Origin of the sequence: Hydrogenophaga luteola, assembly GCF_042648585.1 — a bacterium.
GTDB lineage: Bacteria > Pseudomonadota > Gammaproteobacteria > Burkholderiales > Burkholderiaceae_C > Hydrogenophaga > Hydrogenophaga luteola.
On record NZ_JBHRXX010000009.1, the window covers coordinates 175,174 to 192,897 of the forward strand.

Consider the following 17,724-nt stretch of genomic DNA (forward strand, 5'->3'; position numbering starts at 1 on the left):
GTATGGACAAGAACTTGGAGCACACCCCAATGGAACTGGCAGTCGAGAGCCTGGAAACCCCAGCACTCACAAAAGCGCAGCTTGCAGAACTGCTGTTTGATCAGATTGGCCTGAACAAACGCGAGTCCAAGGACATGATTGATGCGTTTTTTGATCTGATCACTGACTGCCTGGTTGAAGGCACCGATGTCAAGATCTCCGGATTCGGGAACTTTCAGATCCGAACCAAGGCCCCGCGACCGGGGCGCAATCCGAGAACGGGAGAGCCCGTGGCCATTGAAGCCCGTCGGGTGGTGACGTTCCATGCGAGCCCCAAGCTCAAGGAGCAGGTGCAGGCGGCCGTTGTCACCGGTTGAGCATTTCGCACAGCCTGGTCATACAGGCAACTGATGAAGCCCGGGACCTTTGGTCACCGGGTTTTTTGTTTCCCTGCTGTCCAGAAAAAGTGCTAAAGAGATGGATTTGCAACAGTTTGTACGGTTTTTTCTGATGCGCAGCGCGCGGTGCCGGCGCTTAGAGTAAATTTCAAGGTTCGGTCTATACCGTATTGATTTTGATGGAAAAATCGCTTCCCCCGATCCCAGCAAAACGCTACTTCACCATAGGGGAAGTGGGCGAGTTGTGTGGTGTCAAGCCGCACGTGCTGCGCTACTGGGAGCAGGAGTTCACCCAGTTGCGCCCAATGAAGCGGCGTGGCAACCGACGCTACTACCAGCACCACGAAGTGCTCATGATCCGGCGGATTCGCGAGTTGCTGTATGACCAGGGCTTCACCATCAGTGGGGCCCGCAACAAGCTTCAAGAACTGGTGCAGGCCGAGCGGGACAGGCGCCGCGCGCAGGACGATGATTTCTCTGATTCTGTCGGGTACGACGTCCTGGGGGATGCAGAAGAAGAGTTCGTGGCGGAGGCAGTTCCTTCGGTTTCTGAGCAACCCTCAGCTGCGTTGCTGGGGGTCCGGCGGGAGTTGCTCGAAATCCGCGAGCTTCTTATCGCTCCCGTGTGAATCGATCAGTTTGCACGCTATAATGCAAGGCTTGTCGGCGTGTAGCGCAGCCTGGTAGCGCACTTGCATGGGGTGCAAGGGGTCGCGAGTTCGAATCCCGCCACGCCGACCAATAAAATCAACGGGTTAGCTCAGAAATGAGCTAACCCGTTTTTCTTTGTGGCGCTTCGGGGGTAAACCGGGGGGTAAACCGCTGCGGTGGCTCCAACACTGCTGTGGGCTGAGGTGTTGCCACATGGGCAGAAATCACCGCCTGTTTTGCTGGGGCTTTGTCCGCGACTGATCTTGTTGCAGCTACGCGACGCGGTCGGAACTTCGTGCCAACTGGCAACGCAGGCTCGTGTACTCGAAAACGCGCTTTGGCAACACGTTCAACCGACGTGTCGTTGCAAGCGATCGGGCGCAACATTGGTCTTCCCTCTATCCCTGCCTGCACGTAGGGTTCAAGCAGACTCAGGACTCTCAACAGGGTCTGGTAGTCAGCGGGTGGATGTCGCAGAGGCCACTGGCCGATACCTGGTACGATCAGTCGCTTAATCATGCGGCAGTCGGGTGAGCCTTTGAATCAAAGCTCACATCTTCACTAACTGGAATACAGGCAGGACTTCTGCTCTCGACGCGAACAAGTTGAACAGTGACTGACATCGTTCCAACAGAAAAGCGCAGCGAGATGATGGCGCGCATTCGTGGCAAGGACACAAAGCCAGAGATGCGGGTTCGCAAGGCCCTGTTTGCAGGTGGCTACAGATACCGGCTCCATCGCAAAGATCTTCCAGGAACCCCAGACATTGTTCTTCCGGGCAGGCGAGTTGCAATCTTCGTTAATGGTTGCTTCTGGCATGGGCATTCCGGATGCAGTCTGGCAAAGGTTCCAGGCACCCGAACAGAGTTTTGGAGAGAGAAGTTCGAGAGCAACAGGCAGCGAGACAGGGTGGCTGCTGAAGCACTTCGAGTGGCAGGGTGGCGTGTGCTCGTAGTCTGGGAGTGCTTCATCCGCCGCTGCAAGACAGAGGATGCGCTGATGCAACCACTGACCCACTGGATTGAAAGTTCGAGTCCGCTCGGTGAGTTGCGGTCAGCAGTATGAAGAGAAGTACGCGTTCCACGTCTGTCCGCTGGATACGAAAAGAAAAACCGAGCATCGCCATCTAAATGACCTACAAGATCATCGACCTTTTTGCCGGTCCGGGGGGGCTCGGAGAGGGGTTCGCCGCATACAAGGACGGCGCCACGTTCGAAATTGCCCTGTCTGCCGAGATGGAGGCTGGTGCACACAAGACTCTCACGCTGCGAAGCTTCTTCAGGAAGATTCGCGGTGATCAGAATGCACTGAATGCGTACTACAACTTCTGCACATCAGAGGAGGCGCCTCACCCGGGCGAACTGTTCCCGCTCGCATGGCAGGATGCGAGATCAGAAGCTCGTCAGCTGACACTGGGTGACCCCGAACACAACAGAGAACTGGACAAGCTGCTGGATCAGGCAAAGCTGAAGGAGGATGAGACGGTTCTGATAGGAGGACCTCCTTGCCAAGCTTATTCGCTGGTGGGGCGGTCACGCAACATGGGAAAGCTGGACTATGTTGCCGAAGATGATCACCGACACTTCCTGTACAAAGAATACCTCCGGATCCTGCATCGAAGCAGGCCGGCCGTTTTCGTGATGGAAAACGTCAAGGGGATTCTTTCGTCGAGGGTTGGTGGCAAGTTGGTCTTTCATGACATCCTGCGCGACCTGACTGACCCGGGGAAAGCTCTCGGTCTGAGAGGTGGTGCCCGCTACACGCTCCATTCTCTCGTGTCTCGTGTCCGGTTTTCCCCGGGGGATGATCCGGAACACATTGACGCCAACTCCTTCATCATCGAGGCTGAGCGGTACGGGATCCCTCAGGCCCGACACCGGGTGATCCTTCTGGGAGTCCGGGAGGACATCGGCTATGACGGCAAACAGCTATTGCGCGAAGCGGGCGAGCTCCGGGTGATCGACGCCATCGGGGGTATGCCGCCCTTGCGAAGCAAGCTCAGCAAAGGCGACAGCGATGACGAATGGCGCGATACCGTCATTTCGCTGGCAGGCGACCTACATGATGATGCTGCAGAAAAAGGGATGGACCAGCTGGCGCTGGAACTCAGAGCCGGAGCGTTTGAGCTGGGCCGCCACCTTGAAACGGGTTCTCTCAGATATCGCCATCCCAGAGAAAAAAGTGGCCTGACCAGGTTCGACAACTGGGTGAGGGACACGAGGCTTGACGTGTGGTTGAACCATGAGTCGCGTTCTCACATGCCGAGTGACCTCGCTCGCTACTTCTACACGGCGGTCTTCGGTCGCGCGCACAAGCGGACCCCGAAAGGTCATCTCGACTTTCCACTGAAAGGGCTGGCCCCTGAGCATGCCAACTGGGAGTCAGGCAAGTTCATCGATCGCTTCCGGGTTCAGCGGTATGAGGCACCGAGCACCACGGTGACAAGCCACATCGCCAAAGACGGCCACTACTTCATCCATCCGGATCCTGGACAGTGTCGCAGTCTGACGGTGAGGGAGGCAGCCAGGCTCCAGACCTTTCCGGACAACTACTTCTTTCAGGGGAACCGGACACAGCAGTATCACCAGGTTGGTAACGCCGTGCCGTCGCTGCTTGCCAACAAGATCGCTCATGTGGTGTACAAAATTCTCGCGACACCTTGAAGACGACCATTTGCGACGGGATGAAATTTCCCGCGTTGCGTTGCAGGACCCCTCGCCTGTTGCATATGACAGTCGCTTCAAGTAGCGCCCCGATGGCTTCCAGTAACATGCTGCAACAACCAACTATTTGCAGCCATGGGAGGCTCGATGCCGGCCAGTACCAATACTCACGTAGTCCGCCTGCATAGATTTCTGCCGTTCAGCGCAGCTCACGACCAGATCTACGAGGAATACCAGACCGGCGAAGACAATCTCGATCTCGAAACAGTTGCGATTGCCTATGCAACCAAGGCCATCAGATCGGGTGCCAAGTGCGTGATACTCACCGGAGATGCGGGGCATGGCAAGACACACATGTGTCGTCGCTTGCTGGAAGGTGAGCTCCTCGGCTATGGGGGAGACCAGGCGCGCAGACACTTGCAAGAGAGTTGCAGCGGAAATACGGCGATTCCCTCCTGCAACGGCTCCATCTCTCAATCGCTCAGGATTCACAAGGATCTTTCCGAAATCCAGCCTCCTTCGCGCGCAGCCCGTTTTCTTGAGGATATGGCCTCGACAGAAGATGAGTCGCTTGTTGTCTGTGCGAATGAAGGCCGACTGCGAGCAATCATCAGTTCTGATGCCGCTGGCCCCGTTTGTTCCGAGATCGGAAATCTCTTCCGCCAGTCGTTCAAGCACGGGATAACCGCCAGCACAGCGGCGGGGATTCACATCATCAACCTGAACTATCAGTCGGTAGCGGCAAAAGCCGCCCACCGCGGCGGTAGCCTGCTTAGACGGGTGCTGAAGAGTTGGGTTGGTGACGGCCGGCGGTGGGGCGACCAGTCTTGTGGCTCGTGCTCCCATGAGGGGGTTTGCCCGATACGGCGAAACCGGACGTTGCTCGTCGAGCAGGGTGCCGAATCTGAGAACCGTGTGCGGCGGATCGAGGAGATTTTTGAAGTCGTGGAGAGACTCGGGCATGTCGTGACCATCCGCGAGATGCTGATGCTCGTCGCATACCTGATCACCGGTGGGTTGACCTGCTCGGATGTGGACCGTCGTTTGTCTGGCAATGCCCCTAAGCAGGGCTGGCAGCATGCATGGGCTTTCTACAGCCTCCTTTTCCGTCCTCCTCCGAATCTGCCAGCCGACCGCGCCTACAAGGGGATCCCGATACTTGCCGCGCTGAGAAGACTGGACCCAGGCTCCATTGCTGTACGCGAGATTGATGAGAGGATACTTAACCGAGGGGAGGAGTTTTCCCCAGAGCAGCTCGACCTTCAGTTCCTCATGGCCACTGGCGGAAAGCAGACCGTAGTCGATGCCGCTTTTGGAATCGATGATTTCAACGGGAACCCACAGAATCGTGCTGATTTGACGAGAGAGGCGGAAGCCACCAACCTCGCCGTTGGTGCTCTTCGCAGAAGAGCTTTCTTCGACGCCATTGATGGCGAACGCAGTGTGATGCTTCGACTAGGCTTCCGCTTTGGAGATGTGTTCCTCAGTCTGCTCGAAGGCAATCTTCAGCCTCATGAGCGAGTGCGCATCAAGAACACCATCATCGCTGGGTTGCATGCAATTCAAGGCCTGAGGATTGCTCGCACCGAGACAATGCTCTATCTGGTTGATCCTGCATTTGGAAAGGCGAGTGCAGACGCTGCCATCATCGCGAGGCAAATACCCAGCAATCGCGTGAATCTACAGGCGGCGAGCAAGGCTTGGCATGGTGGTCAAGAGGCCGACTGGTTCCTGCCATTGTCTGTTGACTGGATAGATCGCACCGTGATTCTGCAGGTTGACGAAAGTCTGGGAGATCTACGCAACCTGTCTCTCGACTTGCTTGCTTTCGAGTGCGTCGCGCGCGCGGCCTCGGGATATGTCAGTGAAGACTTCTACGCCAACGAAATCCGGCATGTGAGGACGTTTCTCGGTCAGCTGGCAGAGCGAGCTCGTAACGATTCGGCTCAGATCTCCATCTTCATGCGGGGTCAACTCCAGAACGTCTCGCTGGACATCGGAGTCATTCAGGTGGGGGGTGAATGATGTCCAGCGTTTCAGCACCAGATGTCACGAGGGAGCTGTTCGGCGGTGTCTTTGACGTTGATGGCTCCGGTCACTACCCAGGGCTTGAGCTCATCAACCTGGTGGTGTGCTGCACAGAAGGAACCTTGCCGGATACCGAAAAGGTTCATGTCGTTCGCGCCGCCCACGATTTTGCGCGCCAGCTTGTTTCTGGCGAACTAACACCCCAGAGGAAGAACGCAGTTCTTCTTGATGAGCACAGCGCCACCGCTGTCGCACATCTTCTGCGCTGCCTTGAGCTTGAAGTGCCAAACGTTGTCAAGCGCAAAGGCTGGGAGCGAACACATTTCTTCCCCTACACACGTTCGCTAGTTCATTGGGATGCGCGCAAAGGAAGACAGGCCGGAGTGGAGGTTCAGATCGAGCGCAGATATCTTCGAGGGGCTGGTGCGTACGCTTTCTCTGTTCTTCGAAAAGACCCCGATCCAGATCGGCTGCAGGAGATGAGAAGAGGCTTCGAGGCACTCTACTCAACCGACCGCCAATCTCCGCTGGAGATGCTGATGGCTGCCCTACGGCAGAAGGGGAAGTCCGATTCGGTGGACAACCCTTCGCTAGACCAAGTGGAAGCGAATTCAAGGTTGCGGAACGATAGGTGGGAACACCTCTACCGGGACGGCATGAGAAATGTCCTGAGTCATGTGAATCTCCCCGTCGTGCAGCGCGTGCGCGCAGTCATGAACTGGACATCGGTATGGCTGGTACTCCTGGAGGCGGCGCGTGCACTTGAGGCTCACTCCGGCGGACCTCTGGCATTGGTTGTTGACTGTGCTGGCACACACCCACAGCTTAGGCGTGCCTCCCAACGCTGCCTCAAGGACCTGACCGGAGCCATCGAGCAGGTTTCTCGGGCTGAGGGTGTTCGACAAGGCGAACTCAGCAATCAGCAGCTCGGAAAAATCCGGGCCTTCTTTGGAAACACGGCTGCCGCGGGCGGAATGCTGAACGCGTGGAAAGGACGGCGGCACTTCACCTTGAGGCTTCCTGCTGTTGAGGCACTTGTTCTTGCGGCGGTTCGTTCGGGAGAAGAACTCGAGTACGACGCTTTTCTGGCGGACTGGCTGTATGAGCGCTGCAGGATTGTTGCTGGCAGGGAGGGAGCATCCCGCTCCGGGATGCTCACCGCTTTCGACGGAACCATCTTCGAGGAGAACGAGAGACACCTGGCCGACCATATGCGCTCGGCCGGGATGCTCAGGGTCTTCTCCGATGCAACAAAGATGGTTTCTCCGGGAGGATACGAATGACTTCAGACACTCTTGCAAGGGCGGCTACTCAGATTGCCGTTCTGGTCCTCAAGCGAGATGCTTCCGCCGCACACCAGTGCTTCAGGGTGAAGAACCTCCATGCTGATGAAGTGCTCCAGTTCGTCAACTGGTGGCCAGATGCAGCCCGAGCGCGAGGGCTGGAGAAGGTACGTCTCATCGTCGCAGATAGTTTGAATGGTTCTATCCCGTCGGCACATGTGGCTGAGCCAGGTTGTTCGATAACGCACTATCGCAACAACAACCCGGACGGTCTTGTCTACATCGAGACCAGCGTTCAAAGCGATGAGCAAGGGCTGCAGAACATGTTCAGCCTTCGCGACAGCAATTTTCTAGACGGAAGTTTCGACGAGTATGTGAAGCCCGGAAGCGGTGTTCCCGAGCTGCTAGTGACTGAGGCATGGCGTGTCGCAGGTGGCGTTGGTCCGACACCGGCGCTCCTGCTTGAACACCTGTTGCGCATCGTGCGGCTGGTGCATCCAGCCATCGAGCCAGTCCCGGTCAGAAGGTTCATTGGTTTCATAGAAGAGGCGGCCCGGCAATGGGTATCGAATGAAGAAACGATAGATCCGGCCATCGCGAGCTGCATCGTCGGTGACGCCCTTTGGGCGATGGACATGTTTCCCGACCCTTTGTGGAACGAGGGGGCCGAAGCTCGATGGCGACGGAGGCTGGAGCTCAACTCCCGTCATGCGGACCTGATTGAGGGAAGTACCGAGCTAGATGCCGAGGCAATCGAGACCAAGGCGCTCGCGACTAAGTTTGTTGGTCGGGACGGTGAGGCGTTGCCTTTCGCTGTAGCGCAGGAATGGCGTCGACTGTGCATCGCCTACGGGGCAAACCCGTCCTCTGAACTAAGACGTCAGATCCCGTACGAAGTATTCAATCAGCTGTTCTCGAAAGATCTGACTGGACTGCGCTTGGGTGACCGGGTCAGAGCTGAGCTCGCCGAAGTTGCACCAGACCGACTTGGCGAGTTCGATGCGCTGGATGTGACTGGTGGGTTGAACACAAAAAGCAGCCATGATGCGAACCGCCTGCTTGACGCCAGTCCACCCCCAGGCCTGAAGCCATTGGCCGACCTGCTCTCCGGCGCAACAAGAAAATCACTGGAGCGACTTGCCGCACCGCCTCGTAAGCGGTTTTTCAATCCCATCATTGAGATCATCAGACAGGCACAACGTGTCAGTTCCGATACCGCCAGCAAGCAGATCGCGGTGATCGAACTGGCCCTTCAGAGCGAACATGCAGAGGGTACCCATATGCAGGGACTCTTTGCCTTCCTGTTTGGGGAGACGCTGCGTTCCGTTGCAACCACCGTTGAGGGCGTGCCCGGTAGCTGCCAGCTTGTTCTGCAGCACGAGCTCATTTCTCAGGTACCAGCTCCTGCACTTGTCGAAGACCTAGAAGATGACGAGGAGGAAAGCGAACCGCTGCAGTGGGATCCGCTTCTTCTTCGATTCACCTTCAGAGATCCAGAGGGCAGAATTCTTGAAGTGATGGAGCAGATGGAGTGGCTCCCCCCGGACGTCCACCACTTTGCATTCCTGTGGCTTCTGGCTGTTGCGGAAGAGTCCCCTGCGCTGGATTCCGTCGGTATGTTGAGACGTTCGGCGTCCGAAGACAGCGCGGACTGGCTGACATCCATCGTGCAACGAGAGACGAGTCTGGAGACGCTGGTTCTTTCCGCCGAACATGTGCTTGAAACGCCAGGGGTGATGTTCCAAGAGCTTGTTCAGCTACGGCGCCAGTTGCGTTCCGAAATGTCGGTCAGGGGGCTGGAGCTCGGGGTGCTTCAGGCATTTCTTGACAAGTGGCAGGCAATGCTAAAGCAGGCACGTGAATCGTTGGTTCCTGACGGCGTTCGAAGCAGAGAACTCGACGCTCTACTGGGCTGCGACATGCTTGCTGGCGAAGACATCGACAGACGGATGATGTTGGCGCTGCATCCTATCCGCCTGCGCTGGATATGCAGCTACCTTGAACAGACGATGAGGCTGTCCGAAGAGTTTCTTTCCAGAGAAGCAGCATTTGCCGATGGAGAAGGCAGCATTTTTCTCGACTGGCTGGAGCGTTTGACACCCCGTGAGGCTCCTCCCATCGCTGCAGGAAGCAACGGTCAGCTGCTCTATTCGAAAGCAGAAGTGGGGTGGTGTGAGGACTTCTCCTCTCTTGATCCGGAGGCTGGCGACATTGCTTTTGACAATGACGCGATCGCTTCCATCGCACACAGAATTTCGAGTTATCTCGACACACATCCGTACAAGCGCGACGGATTGTCGATTCTGGTGGTCCTGCCAACCAGTGACGGGATGCCTGGCGAGCTTCTGAAACGCATCATTGCCAAGACTCATGGTCCGGTCCGGATCTTCCTGAGTGTTGCGGCTCCCAAGACCCGATGGGAAGCAATTGCTCGATCAGTCGAGAGCATTTCGGAAGGAGCAGACAGTTCCCCTCGAATCCGGCTGTTTCCGGACCGGGATCTTGCGTTCATGGACTTCCGAGCCGGTCAGTCCATCTCGGAGCTTCTGGCAGATTTGCAGATCGACATCGGTATCGTGACGCATGTTTTGCAGGAACAGATTGTCAGCCAGCAGAACACTGAAGCACCCATAGAGCGACCCGGTGTGCACAACCCTCTGTTGCACAGACCGTTGAGGCTTGAAGGAGGCGGCAGCGGAAGCGGAAGCGCCATCTCTCTCGTCATGCTTCCGAAGTATCCGGATCCGATTCTCGAATCGTGGAGCACGTTGGTGGTTCGGGCCAATCGGTCCAGGCCAGTTGCACCCGGGCAACCCGAAAACACGGACTTTGTCGAACTGCGGGTGAACTTTCAGGACTCGGCAAGACTGTTCAAGGACTTGCACGAACACTGTCACTGGGTGATCACTCTTGAACGGCACATTTCTAGGGATCAGATCGAATCTGAGGAGGCGGGATCTCCAGACGTACTGAGCATCGAAGACGGGATCGGCGCGAACCGGCTGAACACCTTGATCGTGTCCTCCCGTTCAGGTCGCGAACTCATTCACTCGCGACTCGTCAGAAAACTGCGGCGGCTGGTTCCCGTCCGGCGACTGCAGGAGCAGCCATCCGGTCTGTTGTCCGAGCTTGCGAACGGCATCTATGAGTCGATCCGCCAGATTGCCCCGAGACTGGCCTTGCAGGCACTGGGTGTGGCCAGAGTCACTGAGGAGATTGTTGGACTGACAGTCGCGCGAAATCTGGTCGAAGACCATTTTCCGCCGGACGTATCCAATGGTCTTGTGGCCTGGGTCAGCCTTGATGAACATGCCGAGTGGTTTGGTGGTCATGCGCAGGTGAGGGCTGACATGTGCCGGCTCACGCTGGAACGAGGACAAGACGGCGCGCTGGAGGTTGATGTACTTGTTCTTGAAGGCAAGCTGCGACAGCTGTACGACGGGCATGGCGTGCTCCAAGTCAGTCGAACCTGCGAGTTCTTCGAGTCAATACTTGGGGACCAGGACGGAAAACAAACTCGAAAAGTGGACCACCTGATGTGGCGTGAACTCCTGGCATCCGCGATCGAGCGACTTGCAAAGGACACTGTAGAGGTCTACAGCCCGGAGGGTTCAGTGGCTCCGGAAGTCCTCAATGCCATTCGCGACCTGACCATCTCGAACCTTCGTTCTGGAAGCATCCGTCTTCGAGGTGTCAATGGTGTCTACTCGGCCTGCCTCTGGGACAACGAAGACGAGCAACTCGTCCGGACGAAAGAGAACGGTGTGACAGTTCTTAAGTCAACGCGCAGTCACCTGATCGATCTGGTTCGACTTCGAAATCGCCGGATTGCTTATGTAGCGAGTGTCGCTGGAGCCAGCACCAAAATCGAAGGCCCTGAACAGCTGGATGCTCTTGCGGGCGATGGAGATTCGAAGGCAGCGACGGAGGCGGAGCAAGTTCTTGCTTCACTGAGCCGTCGTGACGACAGGAGTGCAAATGATGAACGGAACCCGGTCGTTCCAGACGTCCCCCCATTTCAAGACGAAGCTCGACCCCAGGTAAGCAAGTCCGAAGAGCACAGTGCGTCAGCACCCGCGCCAGTGCTCAAGAAGGGGTTGAGCCAAGCCGCGCTTCAGCGAATGTACGAAGACATACTGGGGTGCTTTGGACAACATCAAATTTCCGTCTTTGCTGCCGCGCGGGATGAGGAGCCATTTACCGAGGGACCTGCGTCCATCTTGTTCAAACTGAAGCCAGGCTCGGGAATTGACCCTAGGAAACTGTCTGAAAAAGGAGCCGCACTCAAACTGGTGCTCGAACTGGAGCAAGAGCAAAACGTCAGCTTTAACATTGATCGAGGGTTCGTCACGATCGATGTGCCGAAGCGTCCGGAGCACAGGTATTTTGTCGATGGGGCTGAAACATGGACCCGGTGGCAAAGACCAGCCAATGCTCTTTCGGTCCCCATCGGTGAGGATCGTTTTGGGTCCATCGTCGAATTCAACTTCTCGTCAGCAAACTCTCCTCACCTACTGGTCGCGGGGACGACGGGTAGCGGCAAATCCGAGGCACTGAACACGATTCTTTTCGGGTTGACCCGCCACTACACAGCGAGTGAGCTTCGTCTCATGCTTGTCGATCCCAAGGGGACTGAGCTGGCACCATTCGAGGGGTCGGTATATCTGGAGGGGCAGATTGGGTGGGACGATGCTGATTCACTCGCTTTGCTGCAGAGGGCTGTCGCGGAAATGCAGCGCAGGTATGTGCTTTTCCGTGAGGCTTCCACCAGAAGCCTGGTTGAATTCAACGCCGCTGCCGCACCTGAGAATCGGCTCCCATGGTGGGTGATCGTGCTCGACGAGTATGCAGACCTGACCCATGATCCGCAGTCGAAGAAGGAGATTGAGGCGGAGCTGAAGCGGTTGGCCCAGAAGGCACGAGCAGCGGGCATACACGTGATCATTGCAACGCAGAAACCCAGCGCGGACGTCATCAGTACCAATCTCAGGAGCAATCTGCCTGCGCAGCTCGCACTGAGGGTGAAAAGCGCCACTGAAAGTCGCGTTGTGATAGACGAGGCAGGAGCTGAGAACCTCAACGGTAAAGGGGACGCCCTGCTGAAGGCAGACGGCAAACTGGTGCGTGTCCAGTGCTCCCGGGTAAATCCTGCGGTATGGTCAGTCGCGCTAGAGGGACCTCTGCAGAAGGCGTTCCCCTGAGGGGTTAGGGGGGGCCTTAGGGCGCGTGCCTGTACCGTCCACAGCCTACAAGGCCAGCCTTGCTTTTCGAACCAGCTCGACTTGATCTACCTTGAGTGTGTACACAGGCTTGATCTTCAGGTTGATCGGGTCCGGGGAAATGTCCACACGCCCTTTTTCCTCATCACCCACAACGATCCAAGAAAAGCCGTCATCTCCGGCGTCCTGAAACTCGGGCAAGATTCTGACGATGTCGCCGCGGGTCAACATTTCCGACTCCTGAAGTTTGCTACATGTCGAATGTTCGCAGAGTCGCAGTCGAAGAGCAATGCCTGGTCTCTCTGTCCTCAAGTCCAGGCTACATCATTCAGGCCCTTGTAATGACGGCAGCCATTTGCCAGCGCGTAGCCTATCCTGCCATCAACCCTATCCATCTCTTTAGCTAGATCGGATAGGGTCGGACCGTCCGACCTCCTAGGGTGTTACGCGGCATCCGAATGGGGGGATGTGCGTGGGTAGATTGATCAGATCAGTCCGAATTTGTCAAACGGTTTGACAACGTAGTTCGGTGTCGACTTTCAAGAGAATGGCGACATGAATGCTGCAACTTGAAGCTGGAGCCATGGTCCGGGTTGCTGCGATTGCTGCAGGTCACAGCTAGACACTTGGTGCGGGCCCCGGTCCCAGTCCGATCATTGAGTCCCTTGATCTGCAGACGTTGGATGATGGAAATTGAGTCGGGTGCGGGCCCGCAGCCTGAGTTTCAGAAATGACAGAGTTTCTCACCTAGTCTGTCTCGAGGGCAGTGCTAATCTTACGGTGTCCATGAGCCTTTTTATGGTTTCACCATCCTTCGATATGGGCTCGTTTTTGCATTTTGGCAGGTAAAGGGGATCGAATAGCTGGCGACACAGCTCGGTTGATCAAATGCTGCGCATCACGATACTATTGAAATACTTCCCTCGAAGTTCCCGCCCTTTTTTTTCATTGACTGCCTCTCGGGTGTAGAACTTGTATTGCTTGCTATCTTCATCGATTGCCGCATTTGCGTTCAGCTTCTCCTCTATGGACAGGAGCTCAGCCCGGAGCTTCACTTTGTCGACAGCGGCCAAGTTTGCATTCGCCAGTTCTACCATCATGGTGAATAGGCTTGATTTTGTAGTCCACATCGACTCGGGCGGAAGCTGAAGCTCTGAGATGAATCTTGTCGAATCAACCAGTCTCTTGACATGCAGTTGAGCATCAGGCACTTGCTCATAGTACGTTTTGACTGCTTCCTCGATCACGGTGTTGCGATGGAAATATGCCCCTCGAATCATGGTGATCAGCAGCACCAGTATGTACTGAAGACTCTGCATCCGTGAAACCTCTGCCTCTGAAAACATGCCGTCGTCGCTCCCTGCTCCAAAGAACTCTAAGAGCCAATTGCGATCTGCATCCTCGACACGGTAATTTATGAGTTCGAGATTTATCTCTAGATCTCTATCAACAAGTTGCTTGGCCAAGCAAACGAGCTCAGAATCGCCCCATGCTGCATGAAATCGCTCCATGCGATTTAGTGAATAGTCGGTCCTGTTGATCCGTTGGAAAATTTCCTTGATCTGCTCCTCTGATGCGTTCTTCAGATAACGCACAGACACTTCGTAGTTGAGAAAGTCTTCTTTTTGACTCGTGTCGAGACTGTCAAATGTAGGGATTGACGACGGCTGCGCAAACACGCCAGTGCCTGCGATGTATTCCTTGATTGCGCTGAGCCTCTGCTGTCCATCTACTACCAGCTCCCTCAACTCCATTCGCTGTGTGTCAACTTTTTCGGGCGCCAAGTAGACTTCTGGGAACGGATAGTTCTTGAGTATCGTCTCAATGAATTCAATCTTGTGCTGACGCCTCCACACCAGTTTCCGCTGAAAATCAGGCGATACGTTCAAACGTCCAGCCTGAAGCTTCTGGTAAATCTCGATAATCTTCTGATTGTTCGCGGGGATGCTTGAGATTAGTTTTTCTTGAGTTTGCTTCACAAGTAGCCTTTCAATGCGTCGTCCTTCAACAACTTGAATGATTCAATCTGATAGTCGCGTAGTAAACTCCACTCACGATAGATTGCTACACTAATCTTTCTATCGAGTCGATTCTTCCAATCATCCACAACGTTCTTGAATGCAAAATTGAACTCATCAGGTACAAGATCTCGACGAAACCACCCACGGGCTAGGTACTGATAAAAGTTTGCATCGACTCTTGGGAGATCGAAGTGCTGCATGGATTCATCGTCAGCATAGTACACATTTGTAGTCCAAGAATTCTTGAACCCAGCGGTGAACTTATAAATCTCCCGATGGAGCTGGTCAAAGTATCGGGCTGATACGATTGCTACATCGACATCAGACTTGTCTCTGCGTTTGCTTGTTTTCTTGAATTCGCCGTCGAAGTCTCTTAGCTTTGCTGTTGGCTTAGTAGAAAATCCTGTCTGTGCCGATCCGACGATAAACACTTCGTTGATTGTTAGTCCAACCGATGTGGCAAGCGCTGAGCGAAATTGCATCTCTTCAGCGGCCCCGTGAGGCCTTCCCTCAAAAAGGTGTGCCCTGGTCTGAACGACGTAAAGTTGAAAAAGAGCCTCGGCGGAATATTTCCCTCCGATCAAGTGCTCCTTGATCCGCGACTTCGTGTAGACCCCGGGTTGAAGACCATTCGATGCGTTGGTAGCAGTGCTCGATGGCGCGGCGTTTGGCTGCTGCACGTTCTCTCCGCTGGATAGTTTTTTCAATGCTAACCGAATGTTGCAGCAGTTGACCTGTATTCCGGTTTCTCTAGCTGTTCAATACTCCTCGTCCGTTCCATCGCAGTGCTGAGTTGATCAAGTATGGTCTCGTAGCGCGCACTTAGGCCAATACTGGGTGTCAGCGGCTGCTGCCATTGACCAAGCAACTTAGTTGACCGCATACAGCCTTTCAGGCTTTGGTCAAACCCTGGCCTGCCTCAGTTGATGGCCAGTACCGAGCGCTCTTGAACGAAGACCGAGTGCAACTGATCAACGCTCCAAGTCGACAGAGGGCCTGGTTTTCACAACCTCTCGCGATTGGACCGGGGTGGTTCGCTGTCTATCCTGACGCGCTGCCTCGCGTTGCAGTCGCGGCGCGACTTCCTTGAAGTAGGCCGATTCGCTCACGAACCGCACGATGTGCTTGGCCAGTTCCCGGTCCTCGGGGACATCGGATGCCTGCAGCGCCTTCTTGATGCGCGCCCAGGCCTGGAAGGCCCCGGAGCGGCTGCGCTCGTAATTTGCTCCTGACTTGACCTGCTGCTCGTCACGCTGGCTCAGCCGCCCTTGCTGCCGTGCCTTCCCCTGCCAGATGCGTTCATCTCTCCGGTTCGCCCCGCGCGAGGCCTGTCGCGTCGCCTCGGCTTCCACACCCAGTTCCCTCAGCTTCTCGGCAAAGGTCTCGCGCCAGCGGTGCAGGTCCGTCTTGCGCGGGTTCAGTCGCTTGCCGTCGATCGATTCGGCCTTCACGCTCAGGTGCACGTGCGGGTTGGCCTGGTGCTCGTGCAGCACCATCACGTAGTGGTGATCCCTCAGCTCTCTTTTTGCGAACCCGCGCGCGGCCTTCAGGACCGTCTGCGCATCGGTGCCATGCGGCATCGACAGCATGATGTTGAAGGCTTCACGCCGGTGGCTCGTCTCCGGGATCAGCGATCCGCTGACGCGCCATTGTTGGACCAGGTCGTGCATGGCCTCCTTGCCCTCGCGCACGACGCCCCGGTCGTCCTCGATGCGCAGCTGGCCGTTCTTGCAGATGTAGCGAAAGTGCGCCGCGATGGCGCCCATGCCCCGGCCACCACCCGTGACCTTGATCATCACCTGCGGTGCCCGTCGTACCACGGTGGCGGCGATGCGCTGTCGGATCGCAGCCGCACTGGGCCGGTTCGGTGTGTTCAGGCGCGGTGTGGCGTCCGGCTTGACGATGCGGCTGGCCGGGTAGAACAGCCGCTCGCCCCATTGCACCAGCACGCCGTCGATGGAGGAGCCTGTGGTCATTTGGTTCGCCGTGTGGCCCGCAGCTCGGCCACCAGCGCTGATGCCGTGTCCAGGTGGCGCCGGATGTCTTGATTCAGCGTCTTGATGCCGGCCTGATAACGGTCCAGCTCCTGCGACGCACCGGGCTTGACCATGTGCAGGATGCGCAGAAAGGCGCTGAGGTCGGTGCTGATGACGGCCAGCCTGTTGGTGGAGGCCTGCAGCGCGGCCACGGCCTGGGCGTGGTTCCTGGGCGGCGGAGCCCCTTCAATGAGCGCGGCCACATAGATGCTCTTCGAGACATTCGCGATGCGGACCTGGTAGTTCATCAATGCGGCGTGTCCGGCGGACAGGCGCAGAGTGACCTTGACGACCTGCTCCTCGCGCACATATTTCAAAGGTTTCGGGTCGGGCTTCTGATCGCCAGACTTCGGGGCCAGGTAGGCCAGCACGGCCTGGCGCACCAGGGCTGCCGGGGTCATCTGGTTCATCAGTGCGCGATTCTGCAACGGCTCGCGCAGGCCTCGCAGATCGATGGTCACGCGGTCACGCTGAGGTTTTCCCATGGCCTGCCTCGGCACTGACCGGTGAGGTTTCGGGAGTCAGCCGGGCGGCCAGCTCGGCGACTCGCTGGCGCAAGGCCAGCACCTGGTCGTGGGGGAGGGCATCGATGCCACCTGACCGGTTCAGCCGCTGCAGCGCGGCATCCAGCCGCTCACAGAGCCCGCTGGCGCGGGCCAGTGCCTGCGCCACCTTGTCCGGTCGCGGGGTCGTCGGTGCCGGCCTGTCAGCAGCGGGCGCGACCATCCGAGCCGCATCGCGGAGACTGGCCACGGCTTCACGCGTGATGGGCTCTGTGCCCGCGACAAGCGCTGCGACCTGTTCGGGCTGCTCTTCATGCAGGCGACTGAGTTCGTGGAGCGTGCGCGGGGATTCGCAGCGCCCGCTCCTGAGCGCATGGTCCAGCACGGGGGGCAAGCTGAGCAGGGCCAGGTGGTGCGCCACCGTGGTGAGGTCCATGCCCAGCTGGCGGCCGACTTCCGCGTTGGACTCACCGGCATCCACCCGGCGCCTGATGAACTGCGCGAGTTCGAGCGGGGTGAGGTTCTGCCGCTTCAGGTTCTCGGACATCTGGTCGTAGGCATTGCGAGCCTCGACCGCGAAGATCACGGGCACGGTGGTCAGCCCGGCCTGGATGGCGGCCCGCCAGCGCCGGCTACCAAAGCGGATCAGGTAGCGTCCCTTGTCGTTCCGGTCGCTGACCACGATGGGCTGCAGGATGCCGCGCAAGGCGATGTCCTGCGCCAGCTCCTCGATGGCTTCTGGTGGGAAGTCCTTGCGCGGGTTGTCCGGGTCTTCGTCCAGCTGGTCGACAGGCAGCAGCAGCGCCAGGCCGGTCGGCACGGGCTTGCCCTCGAACAGGTTCAACTGGTCGAGGTTGATGCCCGGGGGCTTGCGATTGGCAAGGAAGTTGGTCAGTGAGCCCATGATTCATCGTCGAGGGTGACGACGATCACTCTAGGGGCC

The 17,724-nt window shown here is 57.1% G+C and carries 13 protein-coding genes and 1 tRNA gene; 8 read left to right on the forward strand and 6 right to left on the reverse strand.

All coding sequences use genetic code 11. From position 1 onward, the window contains the following. Window positions 1-29: 29 nt before the first annotated feature. From ACFOPI_RS19645 to ACFOPI_RS19680, 8 genes are all read left to right on the forward strand, one after another. Window positions 30-356, forward strand: a complete 327-nt coding sequence (locus tag ACFOPI_RS19645) for an integration host factor subunit alpha (RefSeq protein WP_066151798.1) — start codon at window positions 30-32, stop codon at window positions 354-356. A 200-nt stretch (window positions 357-556) separates the two neighbouring features. After that, window positions 557-1,006 carry a MerR family transcriptional regulator gene (locus ACFOPI_RS19650; RefSeq protein WP_382177673.1) on the forward strand — a complete coding sequence of 150 codons (450 nt, stop codon included), beginning with the start codon at window positions 557-559 and terminating at the stop codon, window positions 1,004-1,006. A 35-nt stretch (window positions 1,007-1,041) separates the two neighbouring features. Next, a tRNA-Pro gene (locus ACFOPI_RS19655) sits at window positions 1,042-1,118 on the forward strand. A gap of 522 nt (window positions 1,119-1,640) precedes the next feature. After that, window positions 1,641-2,093: a very short patch repair endonuclease gene (locus ACFOPI_RS19660; RefSeq protein ID WP_382177676.1), complete on the forward strand. Its 453-nt coding sequence runs from the start codon at window positions 1,641-1,643 to the stop codon at window positions 2,091-2,093. 65 nt (window positions 2,094-2,158) lie between these two features. Next, complete coding sequence (locus ACFOPI_RS19665) at window positions 2,159-3,691, forward strand: DNA cytosine methyltransferase (protein WP_382177679.1); 1,533 nt, start codon at window positions 2,159-2,161, stop codon at window positions 3,689-3,691. A gap of 147 nt (window positions 3,692-3,838) precedes the next feature. Next, a complete protein-coding gene (locus ACFOPI_RS19670) occupies window positions 3,839-5,716 on the forward strand; it encodes a hypothetical protein (protein ID WP_382177682.1) in 1,878 nt (625 codons plus the stop codon). Next, window positions 5,713-7,002: a hypothetical protein gene (locus ACFOPI_RS19675; RefSeq protein WP_382177685.1), complete on the forward strand. Its 1,290-nt coding sequence runs from the start codon at window positions 5,713-5,715 to the stop codon at window positions 7,000-7,002. Before ACFOPI_RS19670 ends, ACFOPI_RS19675 begins: the two co-directional genes overlap by 4 nt. Further along, on the forward strand, window positions 6,999-12,203 hold the full coding sequence (locus tag ACFOPI_RS19680; protein WP_382177688.1) for an FtsK/SpoIIIE domain-containing protein: 5,205 nt from the start codon (window positions 6,999-7,001) through the stop codon (window positions 12,201-12,203). The genes ACFOPI_RS19675 and ACFOPI_RS19680 overlap by 4 nt, the downstream gene beginning before the upstream one ends. A 45-nt stretch (window positions 12,204-12,248) precedes the next feature. Here the strand turns inward: ACFOPI_RS19680 and ACFOPI_RS19685 are convergent, their stop codons facing one another. From ACFOPI_RS19685 to ACFOPI_RS19710, 6 genes are all read right to left on the reverse strand, one after another. Next, entirely contained in the window at window positions 12,249-12,452 is a 204-nt protein-coding gene (locus ACFOPI_RS19685; protein WP_382177691.1) for a hypothetical protein, read from the reverse strand. Window positions 12,453-13,105: 653 nt separating this feature from the next. After that, the gene (locus tag ACFOPI_RS19690) at window positions 13,106-14,200 is read right to left on the reverse strand and encodes a DUF262 domain-containing protein (RefSeq protein ID WP_382177694.1); all 1,095 of its coding nucleotides are present in this window, start codon (window positions 14,198-14,200) and stop codon (window positions 13,106-13,108) included. Beyond that, complete coding sequence (locus ACFOPI_RS19695) at window positions 14,197-14,922, reverse strand: hypothetical protein (protein ID WP_382177697.1); 726 nt, start codon at window positions 14,920-14,922, stop codon at window positions 14,197-14,199. Before ACFOPI_RS19695 ends, ACFOPI_RS19690 begins: the two co-directional genes overlap by 4 nt. Window positions 14,923-15,213: 291 nt before the next feature. Then, window positions 15,214-16,218: a relaxase/mobilization nuclease domain-containing protein gene (locus tag ACFOPI_RS19700; RefSeq protein ID WP_382177700.1), complete on the reverse strand. Its 1,005-nt coding sequence runs from the start codon at window positions 16,216-16,218 to the stop codon at window positions 15,214-15,216. Then, on the reverse strand, window positions 16,215-16,688 hold the full coding sequence (locus ACFOPI_RS19705) for a hypothetical protein (RefSeq protein WP_382177703.1): 474 nt from the start codon (window positions 16,686-16,688) through the stop codon (window positions 16,215-16,217). Before ACFOPI_RS19705 ends, ACFOPI_RS19700 begins: the two co-directional genes overlap by 4 nt. Window positions 16,689-16,743: 55 nt before the next feature. Continuing rightward, window positions 16,744-17,685 carry a ParB/RepB/Spo0J family partition protein gene (locus tag ACFOPI_RS19710; RefSeq protein ID WP_382177706.1) on the reverse strand — a complete coding sequence of 314 codons (942 nt, stop codon included), beginning with the start codon at window positions 17,683-17,685 and terminating at the stop codon, window positions 16,744-16,746. Between the last annotated feature and the right edge of the window lie 39 nt (window positions 17,686-17,724).